Raw genomic sequence first — 18,553 nt, forward strand, 5'->3', positions numbered from 1 at the left:
TGCGCAATGGCCGTTAAATCACTGAAAAAAGGATATCTGGCGCTGGCGGCTTCCATGCTGCTGGCCGCGCAGGCGCAGGCGACAGAGCTGCTGAACAGCTCCTATGATGTCTCCCGCGAGCTGTTTGCCGCCCTTAACCCGCCTTTTGAGCAGCAGTGGGCGAAGGACAATGGCGGGGACACGCTGACGATTAAGCAGTCGCATGCCGGTTCATCCAAGCAGGCGCTGGCTATTTTGCAGGGCCTGAAGGCGGACGTGGTCACCTACAACCAGGTGACGGACGTGCAGATCCTGCATGACAAGGGCAACCTGATCCCGGCCGACTGGCAAAGCCGCCTGCCGAACAACAGCTCACCGTTCTATTCGACGATGGGTTTCCTGGTGCGTAAAGGCAACCCGAAAAACATTCATGACTGGAACGATCTGGTTCGTTCTGACGTCAAGCTGATTTTCCCGAACCCGAAAACCTCGGGTAACGCCCGATACACCTACCTCGCGGCATGGGGCGCGGCGGATAAAGCCGACGGCGGCGATAAAGCCAAAACCGAACAGTTTATGACCCAATTTCTGAAGAACGTCGAAGTCTTTGATACCGGCGGACGCGGGGCGACCACCACTTTTGCTGAACGCGGCCTGGGCGATGTGCTGATTAGCTTCGAATCGGAAGTGAACAATATTCGTAAGCAGTATGAGGCGCAGGGATTTGAAGTGGTGATCCCGAAAACCAACATTCTGGCGGAGTTCCCGGTGGCATGGGTGGATAAAAACGTCAAAGCCAATGGCACGGAAAAGGCGGCGAAAGCCTACCTGAACTGGCTCTACAGCCCGCAGGCGCAAACCATCATTACCGACTACTACTACCGGGTAAACAACCCGAAAGTGATGGACGCCCTGAAGGATAAATTCCCGCAGACCGAGCTGTTCCGCGTAGAGGACAAGTTTGGCTCCTGGCCTGAGGTGATGAAAACCCACTTCGCCAGTGGCGGCGAACTGGACAAACTGCTGGCGGCGGGGCGTAAGTAATGTTTGCTGTGTCGTCCAAGCGCGTGCTGCCGGGCTTTACCCTGAGCCTCGGCACCAGCCTGCTGTTTGTCTGTCTGATTTTGTTATTACCGCTCAGCGCGCTGGTGATGCAGCTGGCGCAGATGAGCTGGGTGCAATACTGGGATGTGATCACCAATCCGCAGGTGGTGGCGGCCTATAAGGTGACGCTGCTGTCGGCGTTTGTGGCCTCGATTTTTAACGGCGTCTTTGGTCTGCTGATGGCCTGGATCCTCACTCGTTATCGTTTTCCGGGCCGCACGCTGCTGGATGCCTTAATGGACCTGCCGTTTGCGCTGCCGACGGCGGTGGCCGGCCTGACACTGGCTTCGCTGTTTTCGGTTAACGGAATTTACGGTGAATGGCTGGCGAAGTTCGATATTAAAGTGACCTATACCTGGCTCGGCATCGCCGTGGCGATGGCCTTCACCAGCATCCCGTTCGTGGTACGTACCGTGCAGCCGGTGCTGGAGGAGTTGGGACCCGAGTATGAGGAAGCGGCGGAAACGCTGGGCGCGACGCGCTGGCAGAGTTTCCGCAAAGTGGTGCTGCCGGAGCTGTCGCCGGCGCTGCTGGCGGGCATTGCCCTGTCGTTTACCCGTAGCCTCGGCGAGTTTGGCGCGGTGATTTTTATCGCTGGCAACATCGCGTGGAAGACAGAGGTGACCTCGCTGATGATCTTTATTCGTCTGCAGGAGTTTGACTATCCGGCGGCGAGCGCGATCGCCTCGGTGATCCTGGCTGCCTCACTGCTGCTGCTCTTTTCCATCAATACCCTGCAGAGTCGCTTTGGTCGACGCGTGGTAGGTCACTAATGGCGGAAGTTACTCAATTGAAACGCTACGACGCGCCCCGCATCAACTGGGGGAAATGGTTTCTGATTGGCGTCGGGATGGTGGTCTCCGCCTTCATCCTCGTGGTGCCGATGCTCTATATCTTTATCCAGGCCTTCAGCAAAGGGCTGATGCCGGTGCTGGAAAACCTGGCCAACCCGGACATGCTGCATGCCATCTGGCTGACGGTGATGATTGCGTTGATTACCGTACCGGTGAACCTGGTGTTCGGTACGCTGCTGGCCTGGCTGGTGACACGTTTTACTTTCCCCGGTCGCCAGCTGCTGCTGACGTTGCTGGATATCCCGTTCGCCGTCTCGCCGGTAGTGGCCGGTTTGGTGTATTTGCTGTTTTATGGCTCTAACGGTCCTCTGGGCGGCTGGCTTGATGCACATAACCTGCAGATCATGTTCGCCTGGCCGGGTATGGTGCTGGCGACCATCTTTGTCACCTGTCCGTTTGTGGTGCGCGAACTGGTGCCGGTGATGATGAGCCAGGGAAGTAATGAAGATGAAGCCGCGGTGCTGCTGGGCGCTTCCGGCTGGCAGATGTTCCGTCGGGTGACGTTGCCGAATATTCGCTGGGCGCTGCTGTACGGCGTGGTGTTGACCAACGCCCGCGCCATCGGCGAATTTGGCGCAGTGTCGGTAGTCTCCGGTTCGATTCGTGGAGAAACGCTGTCGCTGCCGCTGCAAATTGAACTACTGGAGCAGGATTACAATACCGTCGGCTCGTTTACCGCTGCGGCCCTGCTGACGTTAATGGCTATTCTGACCCTGTTTTTAAAGAGTATGTTGCAATGGCGTCTGGCCAATCAGAAAGAACGCGCGCAACAGGAGGGAAATCATGAGCATTGAGATTGCCAATATTAAGAAATCGTTTGGTCGCACCCAGGTGCTGAATGATATCTCGCTGGATATCCCTTCCGGACAAATGGTTGCGCTGCTGGGGCCCTCGGGCTCCGGAAAAACCACCTTGCTGCGAATTATCGCCGGGCTGGAGCATCAGACCAGCGGTCATATCCGCTTCCATGGCACCGACGTCAGCCGGATGCACGCCCGCGACCGTAAAGTGGGCTTCGTCTTCCAGCACTATGCGCTGTTCCGCCATATGACGGTGTTCGATAACATCGCCTTTGGCCTGACCGTGCTGCCGCGCCGTGAACGACCCAATGCGGCGGCGATTAAAGCCAAAGTGACCAAACTGCTGGAGATGGTGCAGCTGGCCCACCTGGCGGATCGCTATCCGGCGCAGCTGTCCGGCGGCCAGAAGCAGCGCGTGGCGCTGGCGCGCGCCCTGGCGGTGGAGCCGCAAATTCTGTTGCTGGATGAACCCTTCGGCGCGCTGGATGCGCAGGTGCGTAAAGAGCTGCGCCGCTGGCTGCGTCAGCTGCATGAAGAGTTAAAATTTACCAGCGTGTTCGTCACCCACGATCAGGAAGAGGCGCTGGAAGTTGCTGACCGGGTAGTGGTGATGAGTCAGGGCAACATCGAACAAGCCGATGCCCCGGAGCGCGTGTGGCGTGAACCGTCGACCCGTTTCGTACTGGAGTTTATGGGAGAAGTAAACCGCCTGCAGGGCATTATCCGCGGTGGACAGTTCCACGTTGGCGCGCACCGCTGGCCGTTAGGCTATACCCCAACATACCAGGGGCCGGTGGATCTGTTCCTGCGTCCGTGGGAAGTGGACATCAGCCGCCGGACCAGCCTGGATTCCCCGCTGCCGGTGCAGGTGCTGGAAGCCAGCCCGAAAGGGCACTACACCCAATTAGTCGTTCAGCCTCTGGGGTGGTATGACGAACCGCTGAGCGTGGTGCTGGCAGGCGATGAGGCCCCGTCCCGCGGCGAACGGCTGTTCGTTGGCCTGCAAAACGCGCGCCTGTATAACGGTACCGAGCGTATCGAGCCGCGCGGCGAGCTTGCTCTGGCGGAGTCGGCCTGATAGCTTATTGAGCAGGTCTATCGCCCGGTAAGGCTACGCTTTCCGGGCCTGGAATTTTTACGCGTCTTGTAGGCCGGGTAAGCGAAGCGCAACCCGGCTTTTTTATTGAGTAAAAATCGTGAATACACTCGAACACACCATCGGCAATACCCCTCTGGTCAAGCTTCAGCGTCTGGGTCCGGACAACGGCAGTGAAGTTTGGGTCAAACTCGAAGGCAATAATCCGGCAGGCTCGGTGAAAGACCGCGCCGCGCTGTCGATGATCGTCGAAGCGGAAAAGCGCGGCGAAATTCAGCCCGGCGACGTGCTGATCGAAGCGACCAGCGGTAACACCGGTATTGCGCTGGCGATGATCGCCGCGCTGAAAGGCTATCATATGAAGCTGCTGATGCCCGACAACATGAGCCAGGAGCGCCGGGCGGCGATGCGTGCCTACGGCGCCGAGCTGATTCTGGTCACCAAAGAGCAGGGAATGGAGGGGGCCCGCGACCTGGCTCTTGAGATGGCGCAGCGCGGAGAGGGCAAACTGCTCGATCAGTTTAACAACCCGGATAACCCCTACGCCCACTACACTACCACCGGGCCGGAAATCTGGCAGCAGACCGCGGGACGTATCACCCACTTTGTCTCCAGCATGGGGACCACCGGCACCATTACCGGCGTATCGCGCTTTTTGCGCGAACAGAGTAAACCGGTGGCCATTGTCGGCCTGCAGCCGGAAGAGGGCAGCAGTATTCCCGGGATCCGTCGCTGGCCGGCAGAGTATATGCCGGGGATCTTTAACGCTTCGCTGGTGGATGCGGTGCTGGATATTCATCAGCAGGATGCCGAGAATACCATGCGTCAGCTGGCGGTGCGGGAAGGCATTTTCTGCGGGGTCAGTTCCGGCGGCGCGGTGGCGGGCGCGTTACGCATTGCCCGTGAAAATCCTGGCGCGGTGGTGGTGGCGATCGTCTGCGATCGCGGCGATCGTTACCTTTCCACCGGCGTGTTCGGCGAAGAACATTTTAGCCAGGGGGCTGGCATTTAATCATCAAGCAGGTCGGTGCCGTAGGAGTTATCGACCGTACACAGCCAGCGCTCGCCCTGCTTCTGAAAGACATAGGTGGCGCGCCGTGTGACCTGGGATATCCCGTCCGCCGTCGGGATATCCAGCCGGGTCTCCATAATCACCAGCGCATTGCCGCCGCCTTCAATAACCTCCATTTTCCCCTGAGTCACCACCAGTCGGTGCTGGAAATAGTCGGCAATGGCGATAAAGGCTTTGCGGATATTCTCTTTCCCTCTGACCACCATGCCCGGTTTGACGACCAGCGCGGCGTCTTCTGCGTAATAGGCCATCAGGGTATCGTAATCTTCCTGTGAGATAGCGCGGTCGCAGGCTTCAATGACCGCCTTCAGTGCCAGGTCAGTGTGATGCATCTCTGGTGCTCCTTCTTGTGAGCGATTTGTCCGCCACCGGGACTGTTTTATTCGTCCGGGCGAGCAGGGTATGCAGGTAAGACTGTGCCTGCTTTCGTTTGCTTTTTCATTAATTTATCGGCAGCTGCCATCACTCACCTGTGCGGCAGATGCTTCAACATGCCGAATGATACGGCCTGCATCAGGGTTGGTTTAAGACCAGCGCAATATCAGCCGCCAGGCGGGAAATCTCAGCGTCACTCAGACGGCCCAGCGACAGGCGCAGCCCGTGCGCAGGTGTTCGGACACCAAATATTTCCCCCTCCCGGACCAGCCAGCCGGCGCGGGCCAGGCGTAAGGCGTAGGGCTGGCTCGCCGCTGGCAGCGGCAGCCAGAAATTAAGGCCATCGCCAGGCGTAGCATGGCTGTGGCCGTGCCGGGCCAGCGCCGCCGCCAGTTTCTCATTCTGCTGGCGATAATGACGACGGGTCTCCGTCATCGAGGCGATAAACGCCTCATCGGTCAGACAGGCCAGCGTCAGGTCCTGCAGCAGATGGCTGACCCACTGGCTGCCGGCGTTAAGCCGCAGGCGCAGCGCCGCTGAGGTATCGGCATCGCTGGCGATAAAGGCCAGCCGCAGGTCTGGCCCGAGGGTTTTTGACATTGAGCGCACAAGCGCCCAGCGTTGCGTGCTTGCAGGAAGAGGGGAGTGCCATGGCGTGGCCGACAGCAGGGCAAAATGGTCATCAACAATCGCCAGTACCTGCGGATAGCGGGCCAGCACCTCCCGCAGGGCATGCGCCCGGGTTTCCGTCAGGCTACAGCCGGTAGGATTATGCGCGCGCGGGGTTAAGATCACCGCCCGTGCGCCGTTGCGTAACGCCTCCTCCAGGCCGTCAGGATCCATCCCCTCGGCATCAACCGCTACCGGGCAGGGGGTAAAGCCGGCGTAACGCACCATATTGATGCTGCTGAGAAAACAGGGATCTTCCACCACAACGCCGTCGCCGGGCAGCAGCAGAGCGCTCAGCAGACGCTCCAGGGCGTCAATCGCTCCGCTGGCGAGATTCACCGCAAAGGGAACCGCTATCTCTTTGGCAAACCACGCCTCGGCCCATTGACCAAGCCGCAGCTCGATGGGAGCATCGCCATACAGGCGTGGTGTGCGGGCAAGCTGGCCCAGATAACGGGTTAATTCAGGCAGTCTGGCGGGGTCCGGATTGCCGCTGGAGATATCGTTCAGCGGCGTCGTTGGGTCACCGCCCTCCAGCGCCGGCAGCGGATCCCGTGCTTTAATGGCCGTGCCGTTTCGTCCCTGGCTGACGGCCAGCCCGGAGGTGACCAGCCGTTTATAGGCGGCGGCGACGGTATTGCGATTCACCTCCAGCTGGCTGGCGAGCTCGCGTACCGGTGGCAGAACCTCTCCGGGCCGCAACCCACCGCTCTGCACCAGATGGCGGATATGATCGAAGATATCGCTGGCGGTTTTTCCGGTAAACATTATTGACCTATGACAAAATGAAATTTAGCATAGGACGAATCATAATCAGTGCGTGACCCGCTGTCCAGCGGGGGGGAGAAAAGATGGGCCAGCAAGATGACATACAATCAGTGCTCTTTCACGACACAAGCCGGGCGTCGGAAGTCGATATCGTCGCTGTGCAGTCCCAGGTAGTCTATGGCAGCGTTGGCAACAGCATCGCGGTTCCGGCCATTAAACAGCACGGTTTGCGCGTGCTGGCGGTGCCGACGGTACTGTTCAGCAATACGCCCCATTATGAGACGTTCTATGGCGGCATTATTCCGGAGGAGTGGTTTGTCGGGTATCTGCAGGCGCTGGAGGAGCGCGACGCGTTGCGCGAACTGCGTGCAGTGACCACCGGCTATATGGGCAACGCCGTGCAAATTGAACGTCTGGCACAGTGGCTGACGCGGGTGCGGGCCCGCCATCCCGGGCTGTGCATTCTGGTGGATCCGGTCATCGGCGATGTCGACAGCGGCATCTACGTTAAGGCTGAGATCCCGGACGCCTATCGTCAGCATCTTCTGCCACTGGCGCAAGGGATCACCCCCAATCTGTTTGAGCTGGAAACGCTGAGCGGCCAGCGCTGTCGCAATCAGCAGGAGGCGGTCGCCGCGGCGCGAAGCCTGCTGTCAGATACCCTCAAATGGGTGGTGATCACCAGCGCGCCGGGAGAGGCGCGTTCGACGATAAATGTGCTGGTGGTGACGGCCGATGCGGTGGAGGTGGTGGCCCACCCGCGGGTGGAAACGGACCTGAAGGGAACGGGCGATCTGTTCTGTGCAGAGCTGGTGAGCGGTCTGCTCACCGGCCTGGCGCTGGGGGCGGCGACGCAGGCTGCCGCCCGGCGCGTGCTGGAGGTCATGAACTGGACTGCCGCGCAGGGGTGTGACGAACTGATCCTGCCGCCACGGGAGAAAAACTGATGAAAAGCTATCGGTTAGTGATCCGCCAACAGGGGCGCATTGTCGGTCATTTTGATACCACAGGGGAGGCGGCGCTGGAGGATGCTTGCGTAGCGCGGTCGCTGTTCGGCCTGGCCGGAGGGTACCAGTGCGATCTGCTGGTCTCTGACAGTGAGCGTCGTATTCTGGAGAGCACGCCGGAGGGATTGCGCATTCTGTCCCGGGAGAAGTGCTATCAGCCGGTGACCAGCGCGATATAAAAAAATGGCGCCTTTCGGCGCCATTTTTATGCAGCAAGCATTACTTCTTGATGCGGATAACCGGGGTTTCACCCACGGTCACGCTACCGGACAGTTTGATCAGTTCTTTGATCTCGTCCATGTTGGAGATAACCACCGGAGTCAGGGTAGACTTGGCTTTCTCTTCCAGCAGCGGCAGATCGAATTCGATAACCGGGTCGCCGACTTTCACGCGCTGGCCTTCTTCAGCGATACGCTTGAAGCCTTCGCCTTTCAGTTCAACGGTATCAATACCGAAGTGAACGAACAGCTCGATGCCGCTATCAGATTCAATAGAGAACGCATGGTTGGTTTCGAAAATTTTACCAATGGTACCGTCTACCGGCGCGACCATTTTGTTGCCGGTCGGTTTGATGGCAATCCCATCGCCCACGATTTTTTCCGCAAAAACCACATCCGGCACGTCTTCGATGTTGACGATCTCACCGGAGAGGGGAGCAATAATCTCAATAGTTCCGGTGTCTTTCTTGTCATCAGAAACCAGAGATTTCAATTTATCAAACAAACCCATGATCTTCTCCTAAGCAGTAATTTGGGCCGCGCATCTCTTGGATTAGCAGATTGTTTTTTCTTCAATGAACTTGTTAACCAGCGTCATTAACTCGTCCGTTGTCGGTTGAGCAAGAGCCTGCTCTGCTAATACTTTCGCATCTTCGAAGTTCGTATTACGAATAATCTTCTTGATGCGCGGGATGGAAATGGCGCTCATAGAGAATTCGTCCAGCCCCATACCCAGCAACAGAAGTGTAGCACGTTCATCGCCCGCAAGCTCACCGCACATGCCAGTCCATTTACCTTCAGCGTGAGAAGCATCAATAACTTGCTTAATCAGATTCAGTACAGACGGTGACATCGGCTGGTAAAGATGTGAAATCATATCATTACCACGGTCAACTGCCAGAGTATATTGCGTTAAATCATTGGTGCCGATACTAAAGAAATCAACTTCTTTGGCCAGATGACGAGCAATGGTCGCCGCAGCCGGTGTTTCCACCATCACGCCGATCTCAATGGATTCGTCAAATGCTTTACCTTCGTCACGCAGTTCCTGTTTGTAGATTTCGATCTCTTTCTTCAGCGCACGCACTTCTTCAACAGAGATGATCATCGGGAACATAATGCGCAGTTTACCGAAAGCGGAGGCACGCAGGATGGCGCGCACCTGATCGCGCAGGATCTCTTTACGATCCATCGCGATACGCACGGCACGCCAGCCGAGGAACGGGTTCTCTTCTTTCGGGAAGTTCATGTATGGCAGCTCTTTATCGCCGCCAATGTCCATGGTACGCACGATAACGGCCTGAGAGCCACAGGCTTCAGCCACCGCTTTATAGGCCGCAAACTGCTCTTCTTCAGTTGGCAGCGCGTCACGGTCCATGAACAGGAATTCGGTACGATACAGGCCTACGCCTTCGGCGCCGTTGCGCTCAGCACCTTCGACATCGCGAACGGTACCAATGTTTGCGCAGACTTCAACCTGATGGCCGTCGAGGGTAATCGCCGGCAGATCTTTCAGTTTCGCCAGTTCGGCTTTTTCTTCCGCAACCTGAGCCTGCAGATTACGCAGCGCTTCAATTTGCTCGTTAGACGGGTTGACCAGAACCTGGTTGTTCACCGCGTCGAGAATCAGATAATCGCCGTTTTTCACCTGCGCCGTGATGCTGCCGGTGCCCACGATGGCCGGCAGTTCCAGGGAACGCGCCATGATGGAGGTGTGAGAGGTACGGCCGCCCGCGTCGGTGATGAAGCCCAGCACTTTTTTCAGGTTCAGCTGTGCGGTTTCAGACGGGGTCAGATCGGCGGCGACGAGGATGACTTCATCCTGAATCGCGCTCAGATCGATAATCGACAGACCAAGGATGTTGCGCAGCAGGCGCTTACCGATGTCGCGTACGTCAGCCGCACGTTCTTTCAGGTATTCATCGTCCAGCTCTTCCAGGGCAGTGGCCTGACCTTCGATAACTTCATTGGCTGCCGCGTCGGCAGTCATGTGCTTATCTTTAATCAGGGCTATGATTTCCTGCTCAAGCTCCTCATCTTCCAGCAGCATGATATGCCCTTCGAAGATGGCTTCTTTTTCTTCACCGAAAGTTTCACCAGCTTTGGTTTTGATGACCTCCAGCTGGGCGGAGGCCTTGGCGCGGCCGCTCAGGAAACGTTCGACTTCCTGATCAACCTTATCGGCAGAAATTTTCTTCCGGTCGATGACAATTTCATCTTCCTTCAGCAGCAGTGCTTTGCCGAAGGCGATACCCGGGGATGCTAAAATGCCTGAAATCATAACCCTACCTTACTTGTGACTGATATGAAAAAGAACCCGTGAACTTACTCGAGTTCAGCCATCAGTTTAACCAGATGCTCAACAGCTTTCTGCTCATCTTCGCCTTCAGCGGAGAGGGTCACTACGGTGCCCTGGGTCAGGCCCAGAGTCTGCAGTTTGAACAGGCTTTTGGCGCTGGCGCTTTTGCCGTTGGAGGTTACAGTGATCTCAGAAGTGAAGCCTTTAGCTTCTTTAACAAACTGAGCAGCAGGGCGGGTGTGCAGACCGTTCGGAGCGGTAATGGTAACTTCTTGCTGGAACATTATATTTCCCCAACTTATAGGTTTAGTGTTGTGGACCTAAAGTCTAGTCTAACGACTCGACTTTAGCCTGTATTGTTAGCGCCGGCGTTACGTTTCCGGCCTTGGCGTCGGCAGCGCCTGGCGCTGCGAAGACCTGCGGGCCATTGACGTCTAGCACGTCATTAAACATTATGCCGCGAAAGGAAGACTTGAACCAAATCATAAAATCGATTCAGCTGGCGGAAATCCTCTTCTGAATAATTTCGCGCATCAAAATAAATGTGCTGGTTAAATACCAGACCCTACGAGGTGAATCAATGCCAGGAGGGGTAAAACTTTGACGTATGCCACAAAAAAGCACCTGAAAAGGTGCTTTTTTACACATTATTTACAAGCTGGCACTACTGTTGCAGTTCTTTCTCAGTGAAGAGATCGGCGAACAGCGCGGTGCTTAAATAACGCTCACCTGAGGAAGGCAGGATAACCACAATATTCTTATTGGTAAAGGCCTCATCTTCCTGCAGCTTCAGCGCGGCGGCAACAGCGGCCCCGGAAGAGATACCCGCCAGGATGCCTTCTTCTTCCATCAGACGGCGCGCCGTGGAGATAGCTTCCTCGTTGGTAATGCCGATCACTTTGTCCACGAGCTTCAGATCCAGGTTGCCAGGAATGAAGCCGGCGCCGATACCCTGAATTTTGTGCGGGCCTGGCTTGAGCTCTTCACCCGCCAGCGCCTGGGAGATGACCGGCGAATCGGTCGGTTCGACCGCGACGGTGATCAGATCTTTTTTGCCCTTGGTGTTTTTAATGTAGCGGCTGACGCCGGTCAGCGTACCGCCGGTGCCTACGCCAGAGATAAAGACGTCCACCTGACCATCGGTGTCTTCCCAGATTTCCGGGCCGGTGGTCTTTTCGTGGATTTCCGGGTTAGCCGGGTTGCTGAACTGCTGCAGCAGCAGGAATTTTTCCGGGTTGCTGGCGACGATCTCTTCCGCTTTCTGAATAGCGCCTTTCATGCCTTTTGCGCCTTCGGTCAGTACCAGGTTGGCGCCCAGCGCTTTCAGCAGTTTGCGGCGCTCAATGCTCATGGTTTCCGGCATGGTTAGCGTTAGCTTGTAACCACGGGCAGCCGCCACGTAGGCGAGGGCGATACCGGTGTTGCCGCTGGTCGGTTCGACCAGTTCCACGCCAGGTTTCAAAACGCCGCGCTTTTCAGCATCCCAGATCATATTGGCGCCGATACGGCATTTTACGCTAAAGCTCGGGTTACGAGATTCTACCTTTGCCAGGATACGGCCGTTACCAATGCGGTTCAGTCGTACCAGCGGCGTGTGACCGATAGTCAGGGAGTTGTCTTCAAAAATCTTACTCATGGCCCGTCCTTAACTGTATGAAATTTGGGGGTACGGCATCAGCATACCCGCTTAAAGAATATGCGGAAGTAAGGATTTAGCATATCTATATGCGGAAGGGAAATAATGATAAGCAAGAAGGAATAAGCGAGATATAAGGAGCGGCCCCAGCCGCTCCCGGGGTGAACATGTTGGGGCTATTTCCAGACCGCGTGTTTATCGCGATAACAATCGACCCACATTGCGGTGGCGCCGCAGATGGCCACCGGCAGGATCACCAGGTTTAACACCGGGATCATGGTAAACAGACTGGTGAGCGCCCCAAACTGCATATTCATCACTTTGCGGCTGCGCAGCGCTTCGCGCATGGTCCTGAAGGGGACCTTGTGATTATCAAAGGGGTAATCGCAGTATTGAATCGCCAGCATCCATGCGCTGAACAGGAACCAGAGTACCGGGGCCACCGTCTGGCCAACGCCGGGTATAAAGTAGAGCAGCAACAGCACGATGGCGCGGGGCAGGTACCAGGCCAGCTTCTGCCACTCACGTTTCATGATGCGCGGAATATCCTTCATGATGCCAAAGACGCCGACGTCCGGCGGGGTGGCGCCAGTCAGACGCGCTTCAAGTTGTTCCGCCAGCAGGCCGCTGAACGGCGCAGCTATCCAGTTGGCGATAGTCGAAAAGAAGTAACCAAACACCAGCAGAATCGAGAGCACCACCACCGGCCACAGCAGGTAATTCAGCCACTGCAGCCAGTCCGGCACATGGCTCATCAGCGAGGGGATCCAGCTGTCGAGACGGGTAAATAGCCACCAGAAGGCTCCGCCCATCAGCAGCACGTTAACCAGCAAAGGCAAAAAGACATAACGCCGTATGCCAGGCAGCCCGATGAGTTTCCAGCCCTGCGAAAAATAATAAACGCCGCTACGCGGGGTCGGTGCGGATGATGAAACCATAGCCAGGCAATGCTCCTTTTTTAACATCCAGTGTGAATGCTCGCTTATTTTATCGGGTCGCCAGACAATAACCAGTTAGGAAATGTTCGAAAAAACAGCAAAAAGCACGATTTAGTTCATCTTTATGTGGTGAAAGCGACCGACGCACTTGCACTTGAGGTAATCGGCAAATACTCTTAGTGAGTAAATGTTTGCCGTGGTGGCAAGGTGTTAGAACAACAGAGAATATAATGATGCAGGATTTGCGTCTGATATTAATCATTGTTGGCGCGATCGCCATAATCGCTTTACTGGTACATGGTTTTTGGACCAGCCGTAAAGAACGTTCTTCGATGTTTCGCGATCGCCCACTGAAACGTATGAAGTCGCGCGACGATGAGTCGGAAAACGAAGACTTTGATGATAATGTTGAAGGCGTAGGTGAAGTCCGCGTTCATCCGGTCACTCACGCCCCGCACGGCGCGCATGGGGAGCATGAAGCCCCTCGTCAGGCGCCGCAGCACCAGTACCAGCCGCCTTACGAGCGCCAGATGCAGCAGCCTGTGCGTCCTGATGAACCGGTTCGCCAGCCGCAGCAATCGCCGCGCCAGGCCCCGGTTCAACCGCAGGGACAGCAGCCTGTGCCGCATGCGGCTCCGCAGCCTGGCTGGCAACAGCCGCAGCCCGCGCAGCCGTCCGTGCAACCCCAACATCAGCCGCAGCCCGTTGTGCAGCAGCCCGTCGCACCGCAGCCGGTGACGCCGACCGTTGCCCAGCCGCAGCCAGCCGCCCCGCAGCAGCCCGCCGTGGTCGAGCCGCAGCCGGTAGAGCCGCAGCAGCCTGCCGCGCCGCAGCCGAAAGAGCGTAAAGAGACGGTCATTGTGATGAACGTCGCCGCCCATCACGGCGCACAGCTTAACGGCGAGGTGCTGATCAACAGCATCCAGCAGGCCGGCTTCAAGTTTGGTGAAATGAATATTTTCCACCGCCATCTGAGCCCGGATGGCAGCGGTCCGGTGCTGTTCAGCCTGGCCAACATGGTGAAGCCGGGGACCTTCAATCCGGACAGCATGGCGGATATGATGACCCCTGGGGTGACTATTTTTATGCAGGTCCCTTCCTACGGTGATGAACTGCAGAACTTCAAGCTGATGCTGCAGTCTGCGCAGTATATCGCCGATGAAGTGGGCGGCGTGGTGCTTGACGATCAGCGTCGCATGATGACGCCGCAAAAACTGCGTGAATACCAGGATCGTATTCGCGAAGTGAAAGACGCGAACGCCTGACGTCCCGCGTTATCTCAACTCCTTCTCAACCCCCGCCTGTCGGGGGTTTTTTATCATTGATGGTGTGATATGGAACCGATCGAACAACAACTGACTGAACTGCGAACCACGCTTCGCCATCATGAATATCTGTACCACGTTATGGACGCGCCGGAAGTGCCCGATGCGGAATATGACCGCCTGATGCGCGAGCTGCGCGAGCTGGAGAGTCAACATCCGGAGCTGATTACCCCGGACTCGCCGACTCAGCGGGTGGGGGCGGCGCCACTAACTGCCTTCAGCCAGATCCGCCATGAAGTGCCGATGCTGTCGCTGGACAACGTGTTTGATGAAGAGAGCTTTCTCGCCTTCAACAAGCGGGTACAGGATCGCCTGAAAAGCACTGACGATCTCACCTACTGCTGCGAGCTTAAGCTCGACGGCCTCGCGGTGAGTATTCTCTACGAAAACGGCGTACTGATGCAGGCCGCGACCCGCGGCGACGGTACCACCGGCGAGGATATTACCTCCAATGTGCGAACCATTCGCACTATCCCCCTCAAGCTGCATGGCGAGAATATCCCGGCACGTCTTGAGGTGCGTGGTGAGGTTTTCCTTCCGCAGGCCGGGTTTGAAAAAATCAATGAAGAAGCGCGCCGCACCGGCGGAAAAGTGTTTGCTAACCCGCGTAATGCGGCGGCGGGTTCGCTGCGCCAGCTCGATCCGCGCATCACGGCGAAGCGACCGCTTACTTTCTTCTGCTACGGCGTTGGCGTGCTGGAGGGCGGTGAGCTGCCGGCCAGCCACTCGGCCCGTTTGCAGCAGTTCAAAGCATGGGGACTGCCGGTGAGCGATCGCGTCACCCTGTGTCATACTCCCGAGGAAGTGCTCACTTACTATCGTAAAGTCGAGGAAGATCGTCCTCATCTGGGCTTTGACATTGATGGCGTGGTGATCAAAGTCGATTCGCTGGCGCTGCAGGAGCAGTTGGGTTTTGTGGCCCGCGCGCCGCGCTGGGCCGTGGCCTTTAAGTTCCCGGCACAGGAGCAGATGACTTTCGTCCGGGATGTGGAGTTCCAGGTAGGGCGCACCGGGGCGATCACGCCAGTGGCGCGCCTGGAGCCGGTCCATGTCGCCGGCGTGCTGGTGAGCAATGCCACCCTGCATAACGCCGATGAAATCGAACGCTTAGGTCTGAAAATCGGCGACAAGGTAGTGATTCGTCGGGCAGGCGATGTGATCCCGCAGGTGGTCAATGTGGTGCTTTCCGAGCGTCCGGCGGATGCCCGGGATGTTGTCTTCCCGACCCACTGCCCGGTATGTCAGTCCGACGTTGAGCGAGTGGAGGGCGAGGCGGTAGCCCGCTGTACGGGCGGCCTTATCTGCGGCGCGCAGCGTAAAGAGTCGCTTAAGCACTTCGTCTCCCGTCGCGCGCTCGACGTTGACGGCATGGGTGACAAGATCATCGACCAACTGGTGGAGAAAGAGTATGTCCATACGCCGGCGGATCTGTTCCGCCTGAGCGCCGGGAAACTCACCGGGCTGGATCGGATGGGGCCGAAGTCCGCGCAAAATGTGGTCAATGCTTTGGAAAAAGCCAAAGAGACGACCTTCGCACGCTTCCTCTACGCTCTGGGTATTCGCGAGGTAGGCGAAGCGACAGCGGCGGCCCTGGCGGCGCATTTCGGCACTCTTGAAGCCCTGGAGCAGGCTTCCATTGAGGAGCTGCAAAAGGTCCCTGATGTTGGCATCGTGGTTGCCACCCATACCTTCAACTTCTTTGCCGAAGAGAGTAACCGCGATGTCATCGCGCAGCTGCTGGCCGAAGGCGTTCACTGGCCGGCGCCAGTCGTGGTGAAGGCGGAAGAGATTGATAGCCCGTTTGCGGGTAAAACCGTGGTCCTGACCGGCAGCCTGAGTCAGCTATCGCGGGATGACGCCAAAGCGCGTCTCGTCGCGCTGGGGGCGAAGGTGGCAGGCAGTGTGTCGAAGAAAACTGACCTGGTGATTGCCGGCGAAGCGGCGGGTTCTAAGCTGGCGAAAGCGCAGGAGCTGGGCATTGAGGTGATTGACGAAGCCGAAATGATGCGTCTGCTGGGAGAATAACGTGGATAAAGCGCAGCTGGTCGAAATAGCCAATACTGAGATGCCGTTCGGTAAATACAAGGGACGTCGTTTAATCGATGTCCCGGAAGAGTATTTACTGTGGTTTGCGCGTAAGGATCAGTTTCCTGCCGGCCATCTCGGCGAGCTGATGGCGTTGACCCTGCTGATTAAAACCGAGGGGCTGAGCGATCTGGTTCAGCCCCTGAAGAAAGCGCGTTAAGCTTTGGCGGCGTTGGCCTTTTCCTCAGCGAGACGCGCATCGGTTTGCTGCTTGTAGCGCCGCGCCAGCACTGCGCAGACCATCAGCTGGATTTGGTGGAAGATCATCAGCGGCAGCACCATGATGCCGAGGATGGAGGTCGGGAAGAGAATATTGGCCATCGGGATGCCGTTGGCCAGACTCTTTTTCGAACCGCAAAAGACGATGGTAATCTCATCGGCTTTGTTAAAGCCGCAGCGGCGGGCGACGAACACGTTAACGGCGATGACAATGGCCAGCAGCACCAGGCTGACCACCACGATAAACAGCAGCGATCCCAGACCGACTTTATGCCAGATGCCATTCACCACTGCCTCGCTAAAGGCGGAGTAAACCACCAGCAGAATCGAGGTCTGGTCGGTCTTACCAATCCACTTCTTATGCTTCGCCACCCAGTTGCCGATCCACGGCCGTGATAAGTGACCGAGTACGAAAGGCAGCAGCAGCTGCAGCATGATTTTACCGACCTGCTCGAGGCTGCCGCCTGCGCCATGAAGGTTCATCAGGACGCCCACCAGCAGCGGTGAAACAAAGATCCCCAGCAGGCTGGAGGCCGAGGCTGAGCACACCGCCGCCGCGACGTTGCCTCCGGCCAGCGAAGTAAAGGCGATAGCGGATTGCACGGTGGCCGGCAGAATGCACAGATAGATAAAGCCGCTGTAGAGCATCGGATCGACATTCACCGGCGCCCACCAGGCAAACAGAACCCCGAGTACCGGGAAGAGTATAAAGGTGCTGCACATCACCCACAGATGCAAACGCCAGTGGCTGCCGCCGGCGATAATCGCTTCCCGGGAGAGTTTAGCGCCGTGCATAAAAAACAGCAGGGCAATGGCGGCGGTGGTCAGATGTTCAAAGAAGGGAACGAAAGCGCCACGGGCGGGGAAGAATGAGGCCAGCAGGACAACGGTGACCAGAGTTGCCGTAAACGGATCGAGAATGCGGAAAAGTTTCATAAACGCTCCTGAAAAGAGATGCGCTATTGTGCTTTTTTTCATTTGAGAAATAAAATTGATTTATTGCATCTATTCATGAATAAAAAAGATGAATTACTCTCTGCGTCAGTTAAAAGTATTCGTCACCGTCGCCCGGGCCAGAAGCTTCAGCCGGGCAGGGGAGATGATTGGCTTAAGTCAGTCGGCCGTCAGCCATAGCGTCAAAGAGCTGGAGCATCAGACCGGCGTTCGGCTACTCGACCGTACCACTCGCGAAGTCGTGCTCACCGAAGCGGGTCTGCAGCTGGCGGGGCGGCTGGAGCGTTTGCTCGACGAGTTGACGATTACCCTGCGCGACGCCGGGCGCGTCGGCCAGCAGATGAGCGGTACCGTCAAGGTCGCCGCCAGTCAGACGATTTCCGCCCACCTGATTCCGCAGTGTATTGCTCACAGCAACCGTCGTTATCCTGATATCGATTTTGTGTTGCACGATCGGCCCCAGCAGTGGGTGCTGGAGAGTATTCGCCATGGGGAAGTGGATTTCGGCATTGTGATCGACCCCGGCCCGGCGGCAGATCTGCAGTGTGAAGTGGTCCTGGCGGAACCTTTTTTGCTGCTTTGCCGGGAGGATCATCCTTTTGCCGGCCTGACGGAGGTGCCGTGGCAAGCGCTGCAGGATGAGAGACTGATCCTGCAGGACTATGCCTCCGGCAGCCGTCCGCTGATTGATGCGGCCCTTAGCCGGCTGGCTATCCGGGCGAACATTGTGCAGGAGATTGGTCACCCGGCAACGCTGTTTCCGATGGTAGAATCGGGAATTGGCATCAGCGTTCTGCCGGCGCTGGCGCTGCCGTTACCGCAGGGGAGCCATCTGACGGTGAAGCGGCTGACCCCGGTGATGGAGCGGCAGTTGATGCTGGCATGCCGGAAAAATCGCTCGCTGTCGACCGCCGCTCAGGCGTTATGGGAAATTGTGCGTGAAGAAGGGGCAAATTTAACCGCTGCGAGGGTGGAAGATCCGCTGTATCAGCGCTGACAGGGGGGGGCTGCGGGGGAACTCGTGGCAGGGCCATGTTCGGCGCATAGCAAAAAGGCGCCTTTAGGGCGCCTTTTTACATTGGTGGGTCGTGCAGGATTCGAACCTGCGACCAATTGATTAAAAGTCAACTGCTCTACCAACTGAGCTAACGACCC

At 57.3% G+C, this 18,553-nt stretch carries 19 protein-coding genes and 1 tRNA gene; 11 read left to right on the forward strand and 9 right to left on the reverse strand.

From position 1 onward, the window contains the following. Positions 1–6 precede the first annotated feature (6 nt). The 5 genes from cysP (at position 7) to cysM (ending at position 4,845) form a co-directional block, all read left to right on the forward strand. On the forward strand, positions 7–1,023 hold the full coding sequence (gene cysP, locus N438_RS24395; RefSeq protein ID WP_008803866.1) for a thiosulfate/sulfate ABC transporter substrate-binding protein CysP: 1,017 nt from the start codon (positions 7–9) through the stop codon (positions 1,021–1,023). After that, the gene (cysT, locus tag N438_RS24400) at positions 1,023–1,856 is read left to right on the forward strand and encodes a sulfate/thiosulfate ABC transporter permease CysT (protein WP_042936728.1); all 834 of its coding nucleotides are present in this window, start codon (positions 1,023–1,025) and stop codon (positions 1,854–1,856) included. The genes cysP and cysT overlap by 1 nt, the downstream gene beginning before the upstream one ends. After that, a complete protein-coding gene (gene cysW / locus N438_RS24405) occupies positions 1,856–2,731 on the forward strand; it encodes a sulfate/thiosulfate ABC transporter permease CysW (protein WP_023298047.1) in 876 nt (291 codons plus the stop codon). The genes cysT and cysW overlap by 1 nt, the downstream gene beginning before the upstream one ends. Beyond that, on the forward strand, positions 2,721–3,815 hold the full coding sequence (gene cysA, locus N438_RS24410) for a sulfate/thiosulfate ABC transporter ATP-binding protein CysA (RefSeq protein WP_012540937.1): 1,095 nt from the start codon (positions 2,721–2,723) through the stop codon (positions 3,813–3,815). Before cysW ends, cysA begins: the two co-directional genes overlap by 11 nt. Positions 3,816–3,933: 118 nt before the next feature. Next, positions 3,934–4,845: a cysteine synthase CysM gene (cysM, locus tag N438_RS24415; protein ID WP_012540938.1), complete on the forward strand. Its 912-nt coding sequence runs from the start codon at positions 3,934–3,936 to the stop codon at positions 4,843–4,845. Here cysM and N438_RS24420 read toward each other — a convergent pair. Together N438_RS24420 and ptsJ are read right to left on the reverse strand one after the other, a co-directional pair. After that, positions 4,842–5,237 carry a nuclear transport factor 2 family protein gene (locus N438_RS24420; protein ID WP_008803870.1) on the reverse strand — a complete coding sequence of 132 codons (396 nt, stop codon included), beginning with the start codon at positions 5,235–5,237 and terminating at the stop codon, positions 4,842–4,844. The two genes, cysM and N438_RS24420, sit on opposite strands and share 4 nt — an antisense overlap. A gap of 181 nt (positions 5,238–5,418) precedes the next feature. Further along, complete coding sequence (ptsJ, locus tag N438_RS24425; protein ID WP_116696565.1) at positions 5,419–6,717, reverse strand: transcriptional regulator PtsJ; 1,299 nt, start codon at positions 6,715–6,717, stop codon at positions 5,419–5,421. A gap of 83 nt (positions 6,718–6,800) precedes the next feature. Here ptsJ and pdxK point away from each other — a divergent pair, with 83 nt between their 5' ends. Both pdxK and N438_RS24435 read left to right on the forward strand, forming a co-directional pair. After that, the gene (pdxK, locus tag N438_RS24430) at positions 6,801–7,664 is read left to right on the forward strand and encodes a pyridoxine/pyridoxal/pyridoxamine kinase (RefSeq protein WP_012540940.1); all 864 of its coding nucleotides are present in this window, start codon (positions 6,801–6,803) and stop codon (positions 7,662–7,664) included. Continuing rightward, on the forward strand, positions 7,664–7,903 hold the full coding sequence (locus tag N438_RS24435; protein ID WP_012540941.1) for a hypothetical protein: 240 nt from the start codon (positions 7,664–7,666) through the stop codon (positions 7,901–7,903). The genes pdxK and N438_RS24435 overlap by 1 nt, the downstream gene beginning before the upstream one ends. A gap of 40 nt (positions 7,904–7,943) precedes the next feature. Here the strand turns inward: N438_RS24435 and crr are convergent, their stop codons facing one another. The 5 genes from crr to cysZ form a co-directional block, all read right to left on the reverse strand. Beyond that, positions 7,944–8,453, reverse strand: a complete 510-nt coding sequence (crr, locus tag N438_RS24440) for a PTS glucose transporter subunit IIA (RefSeq protein ID WP_008803873.1) — start codon at positions 8,451–8,453, stop codon at positions 7,944–7,946. A gap of 42 nt (positions 8,454–8,495) precedes the next feature. Then, complete coding sequence (ptsI, locus tag N438_RS24445; RefSeq protein ID WP_008803874.1) at positions 8,496–10,223, reverse strand: phosphoenolpyruvate-protein phosphotransferase PtsI; 1,728 nt, start codon at positions 10,221–10,223, stop codon at positions 8,496–8,498. A 44-nt stretch (positions 10,224–10,267) separates the two neighbouring features. Further along, positions 10,268–10,525, reverse strand: coding sequence for a phosphocarrier protein Hpr (gene ptsH, locus N438_RS24450; RefSeq protein WP_002913505.1), 258 nt, complete (start codon positions 10,523–10,525; stop codon positions 10,268–10,270). Between the two features lie 380 nt (positions 10,526–10,905). Then, positions 10,906–11,877, reverse strand: coding sequence for a cysteine synthase A (gene cysK / locus N438_RS24455; RefSeq protein ID WP_012540942.1), 972 nt, complete (start codon positions 11,875–11,877; stop codon positions 10,906–10,908). Between the two features lie 176 nt (positions 11,878–12,053). Further along, complete coding sequence (gene cysZ / locus N438_RS24460; RefSeq protein WP_008803876.1) at positions 12,054–12,815, reverse strand: sulfate transporter CysZ; 762 nt, start codon at positions 12,813–12,815, stop codon at positions 12,054–12,056. Positions 12,816–13,045: 230 nt separating this feature from the next. Here cysZ and zipA point away from each other — a divergent pair, with 230 nt between their 5' ends. From zipA to N438_RS24475, 3 genes are all read left to right on the forward strand, one after another. After that, positions 13,046–14,080, forward strand: coding sequence for a cell division protein ZipA (zipA, locus tag N438_RS24465; protein ID WP_012967479.1), 1,035 nt, complete (start codon positions 13,046–13,048; stop codon positions 14,078–14,080). Between the two features lie 69 nt (positions 14,081–14,149). After that, positions 14,150–16,165: an NAD-dependent DNA ligase LigA gene (gene ligA / locus N438_RS24470; RefSeq protein ID WP_012540946.1), complete on the forward strand. Its 2,016-nt coding sequence runs from the start codon at positions 14,150–14,152 to the stop codon at positions 16,163–16,165. 1 nt (position 16,166) lies between these two features. Continuing rightward, the gene (locus N438_RS24475; protein ID WP_002913440.1) at positions 16,167–16,385 is read left to right on the forward strand and encodes a DUF3820 family protein; all 219 of its coding nucleotides are present in this window, start codon (positions 16,167–16,169) and stop codon (positions 16,383–16,385) included. Here N438_RS24475 and N438_RS24480 read toward each other — a convergent pair. After that, positions 16,382–17,380, reverse strand: a complete 999-nt coding sequence (locus N438_RS24480) for a bile acid:sodium symporter family protein (protein ID WP_008803879.1) — start codon at positions 17,378–17,380, stop codon at positions 16,382–16,384. The two genes, N438_RS24475 and N438_RS24480, sit on opposite strands and share 4 nt — an antisense overlap. A gap of 88 nt (positions 17,381–17,468) precedes the next feature. Here N438_RS24480 and N438_RS24485 point away from each other — a divergent pair, with 88 nt between their 5' ends. Next, positions 17,469–18,395 (forward strand): LysR family transcriptional regulator, encoded by a 927-nt coding sequence (locus N438_RS24485; RefSeq protein ID WP_032755091.1) that lies wholly within the window; start codon positions 17,469–17,471, stop codon positions 18,393–18,395. An 82-nt stretch (positions 18,396–18,477) separates the two neighbouring features. Here N438_RS24485 and N438_RS24490 read toward each other — a convergent pair. Next, positions 18,478–18,553: transfer RNA gene (locus N438_RS24490), tRNA-Lys, on the reverse strand.

Source organism: Klebsiella sp. GL120222-02, from assembly GCF_003097195.1.
Taxonomy (GTDB): Bacteria; Pseudomonadota; Gammaproteobacteria; order Enterobacterales; family Enterobacteriaceae; genus Klebsiella; species Klebsiella variicola.

Bases quoted from the DNA above. Each gene is read 5' to 3' on its own strand.
- cysP (WP_008803866.1), top strand. From the start codon at position 7: ATGGCCGTTAAATCACTGAAAAAAGGATATCTGGCGCTGGCGGCTTCC.
- cysT (WP_042936728.1), top strand. From the start codon at position 1,023: ATGTTTGCTGTGTCGTCCAAGCGCGTGCTGCCGGGCTTTACCCTGAGC.
- cysW (WP_023298047.1), top strand. From the start codon at position 1,856: ATGGCGGAAGTTACTCAATTGAAACGCTACGACGCGCCCCGCATCAAC.
- cysA (WP_012540937.1), top strand. From the start codon at position 2,721: ATGAGCATTGAGATTGCCAATATTAAGAAATCGTTTGGTCGCACCCAG.
- N438_RS24420 (WP_008803870.1), bottom strand. From the start codon at position 5,237: ATGCATCACACTGACCTGGCACTGAAGGCGGTCATTGAAGCCTGCGAC.
- ptsJ (WP_116696565.1), bottom strand. From the start codon at position 6,717: ATGTTTACCGGAAAAACCGCCAGCGATATCTTCGATCATATCCGCCAT.
- pdxK (WP_012540940.1), top strand. From the start codon at position 6,801: ATGGGCCAGCAAGATGACATACAATCAGTGCTCTTTCACGACACAAGC.
- N438_RS24435 (WP_012540941.1), top strand. From the start codon at position 7,664: ATGAAAAGCTATCGGTTAGTGATCCGCCAACAGGGGCGCATTGTCGGT.
- crr (WP_008803873.1), bottom strand. From the start codon at position 8,453: ATGGGTTTGTTTGATAAATTGAAATCTCTGGTTTCTGATGACAAGAAA.
- ptsI (WP_008803874.1), bottom strand. From the start codon at position 10,223: ATGATTTCAGGCATTTTAGCATCCCCGGGTATCGCCTTCGGCAAAGCA.
- ptsH (WP_002913505.1), bottom strand. From the start codon at position 10,525: ATGTTCCAGCAAGAAGTTACCATTACCGCTCCGAACGGTCTGCACACC.
- cysK (WP_012540942.1), bottom strand. From the start codon at position 11,877: ATGAGTAAGATTTTTGAAGACAACTCCCTGACTATCGGTCACACGCCG.
- cysZ (WP_008803876.1), bottom strand. From the start codon at position 12,815: ATGGTTTCATCATCCGCACCGACCCCGCGTAGCGGCGTTTATTATTTT.
- zipA (WP_012967479.1), top strand. From the start codon at position 13,046: ATGATGCAGGATTTGCGTCTGATATTAATCATTGTTGGCGCGATCGCC.
- ligA (WP_012540946.1), top strand. From the start codon at position 14,150: ATGGAACCGATCGAACAACAACTGACTGAACTGCGAACCACGCTTCGC.
- N438_RS24480 (WP_008803879.1), bottom strand. From the start codon at position 17,380: ATGAAACTTTTCCGCATTCTCGATCCGTTTACGGCAACTCTGGTCACC.
- N438_RS24485 (WP_032755091.1), top strand. From the start codon at position 17,469: ATGAATTACTCTCTGCGTCAGTTAAAAGTATTCGTCACCGTCGCCCGG.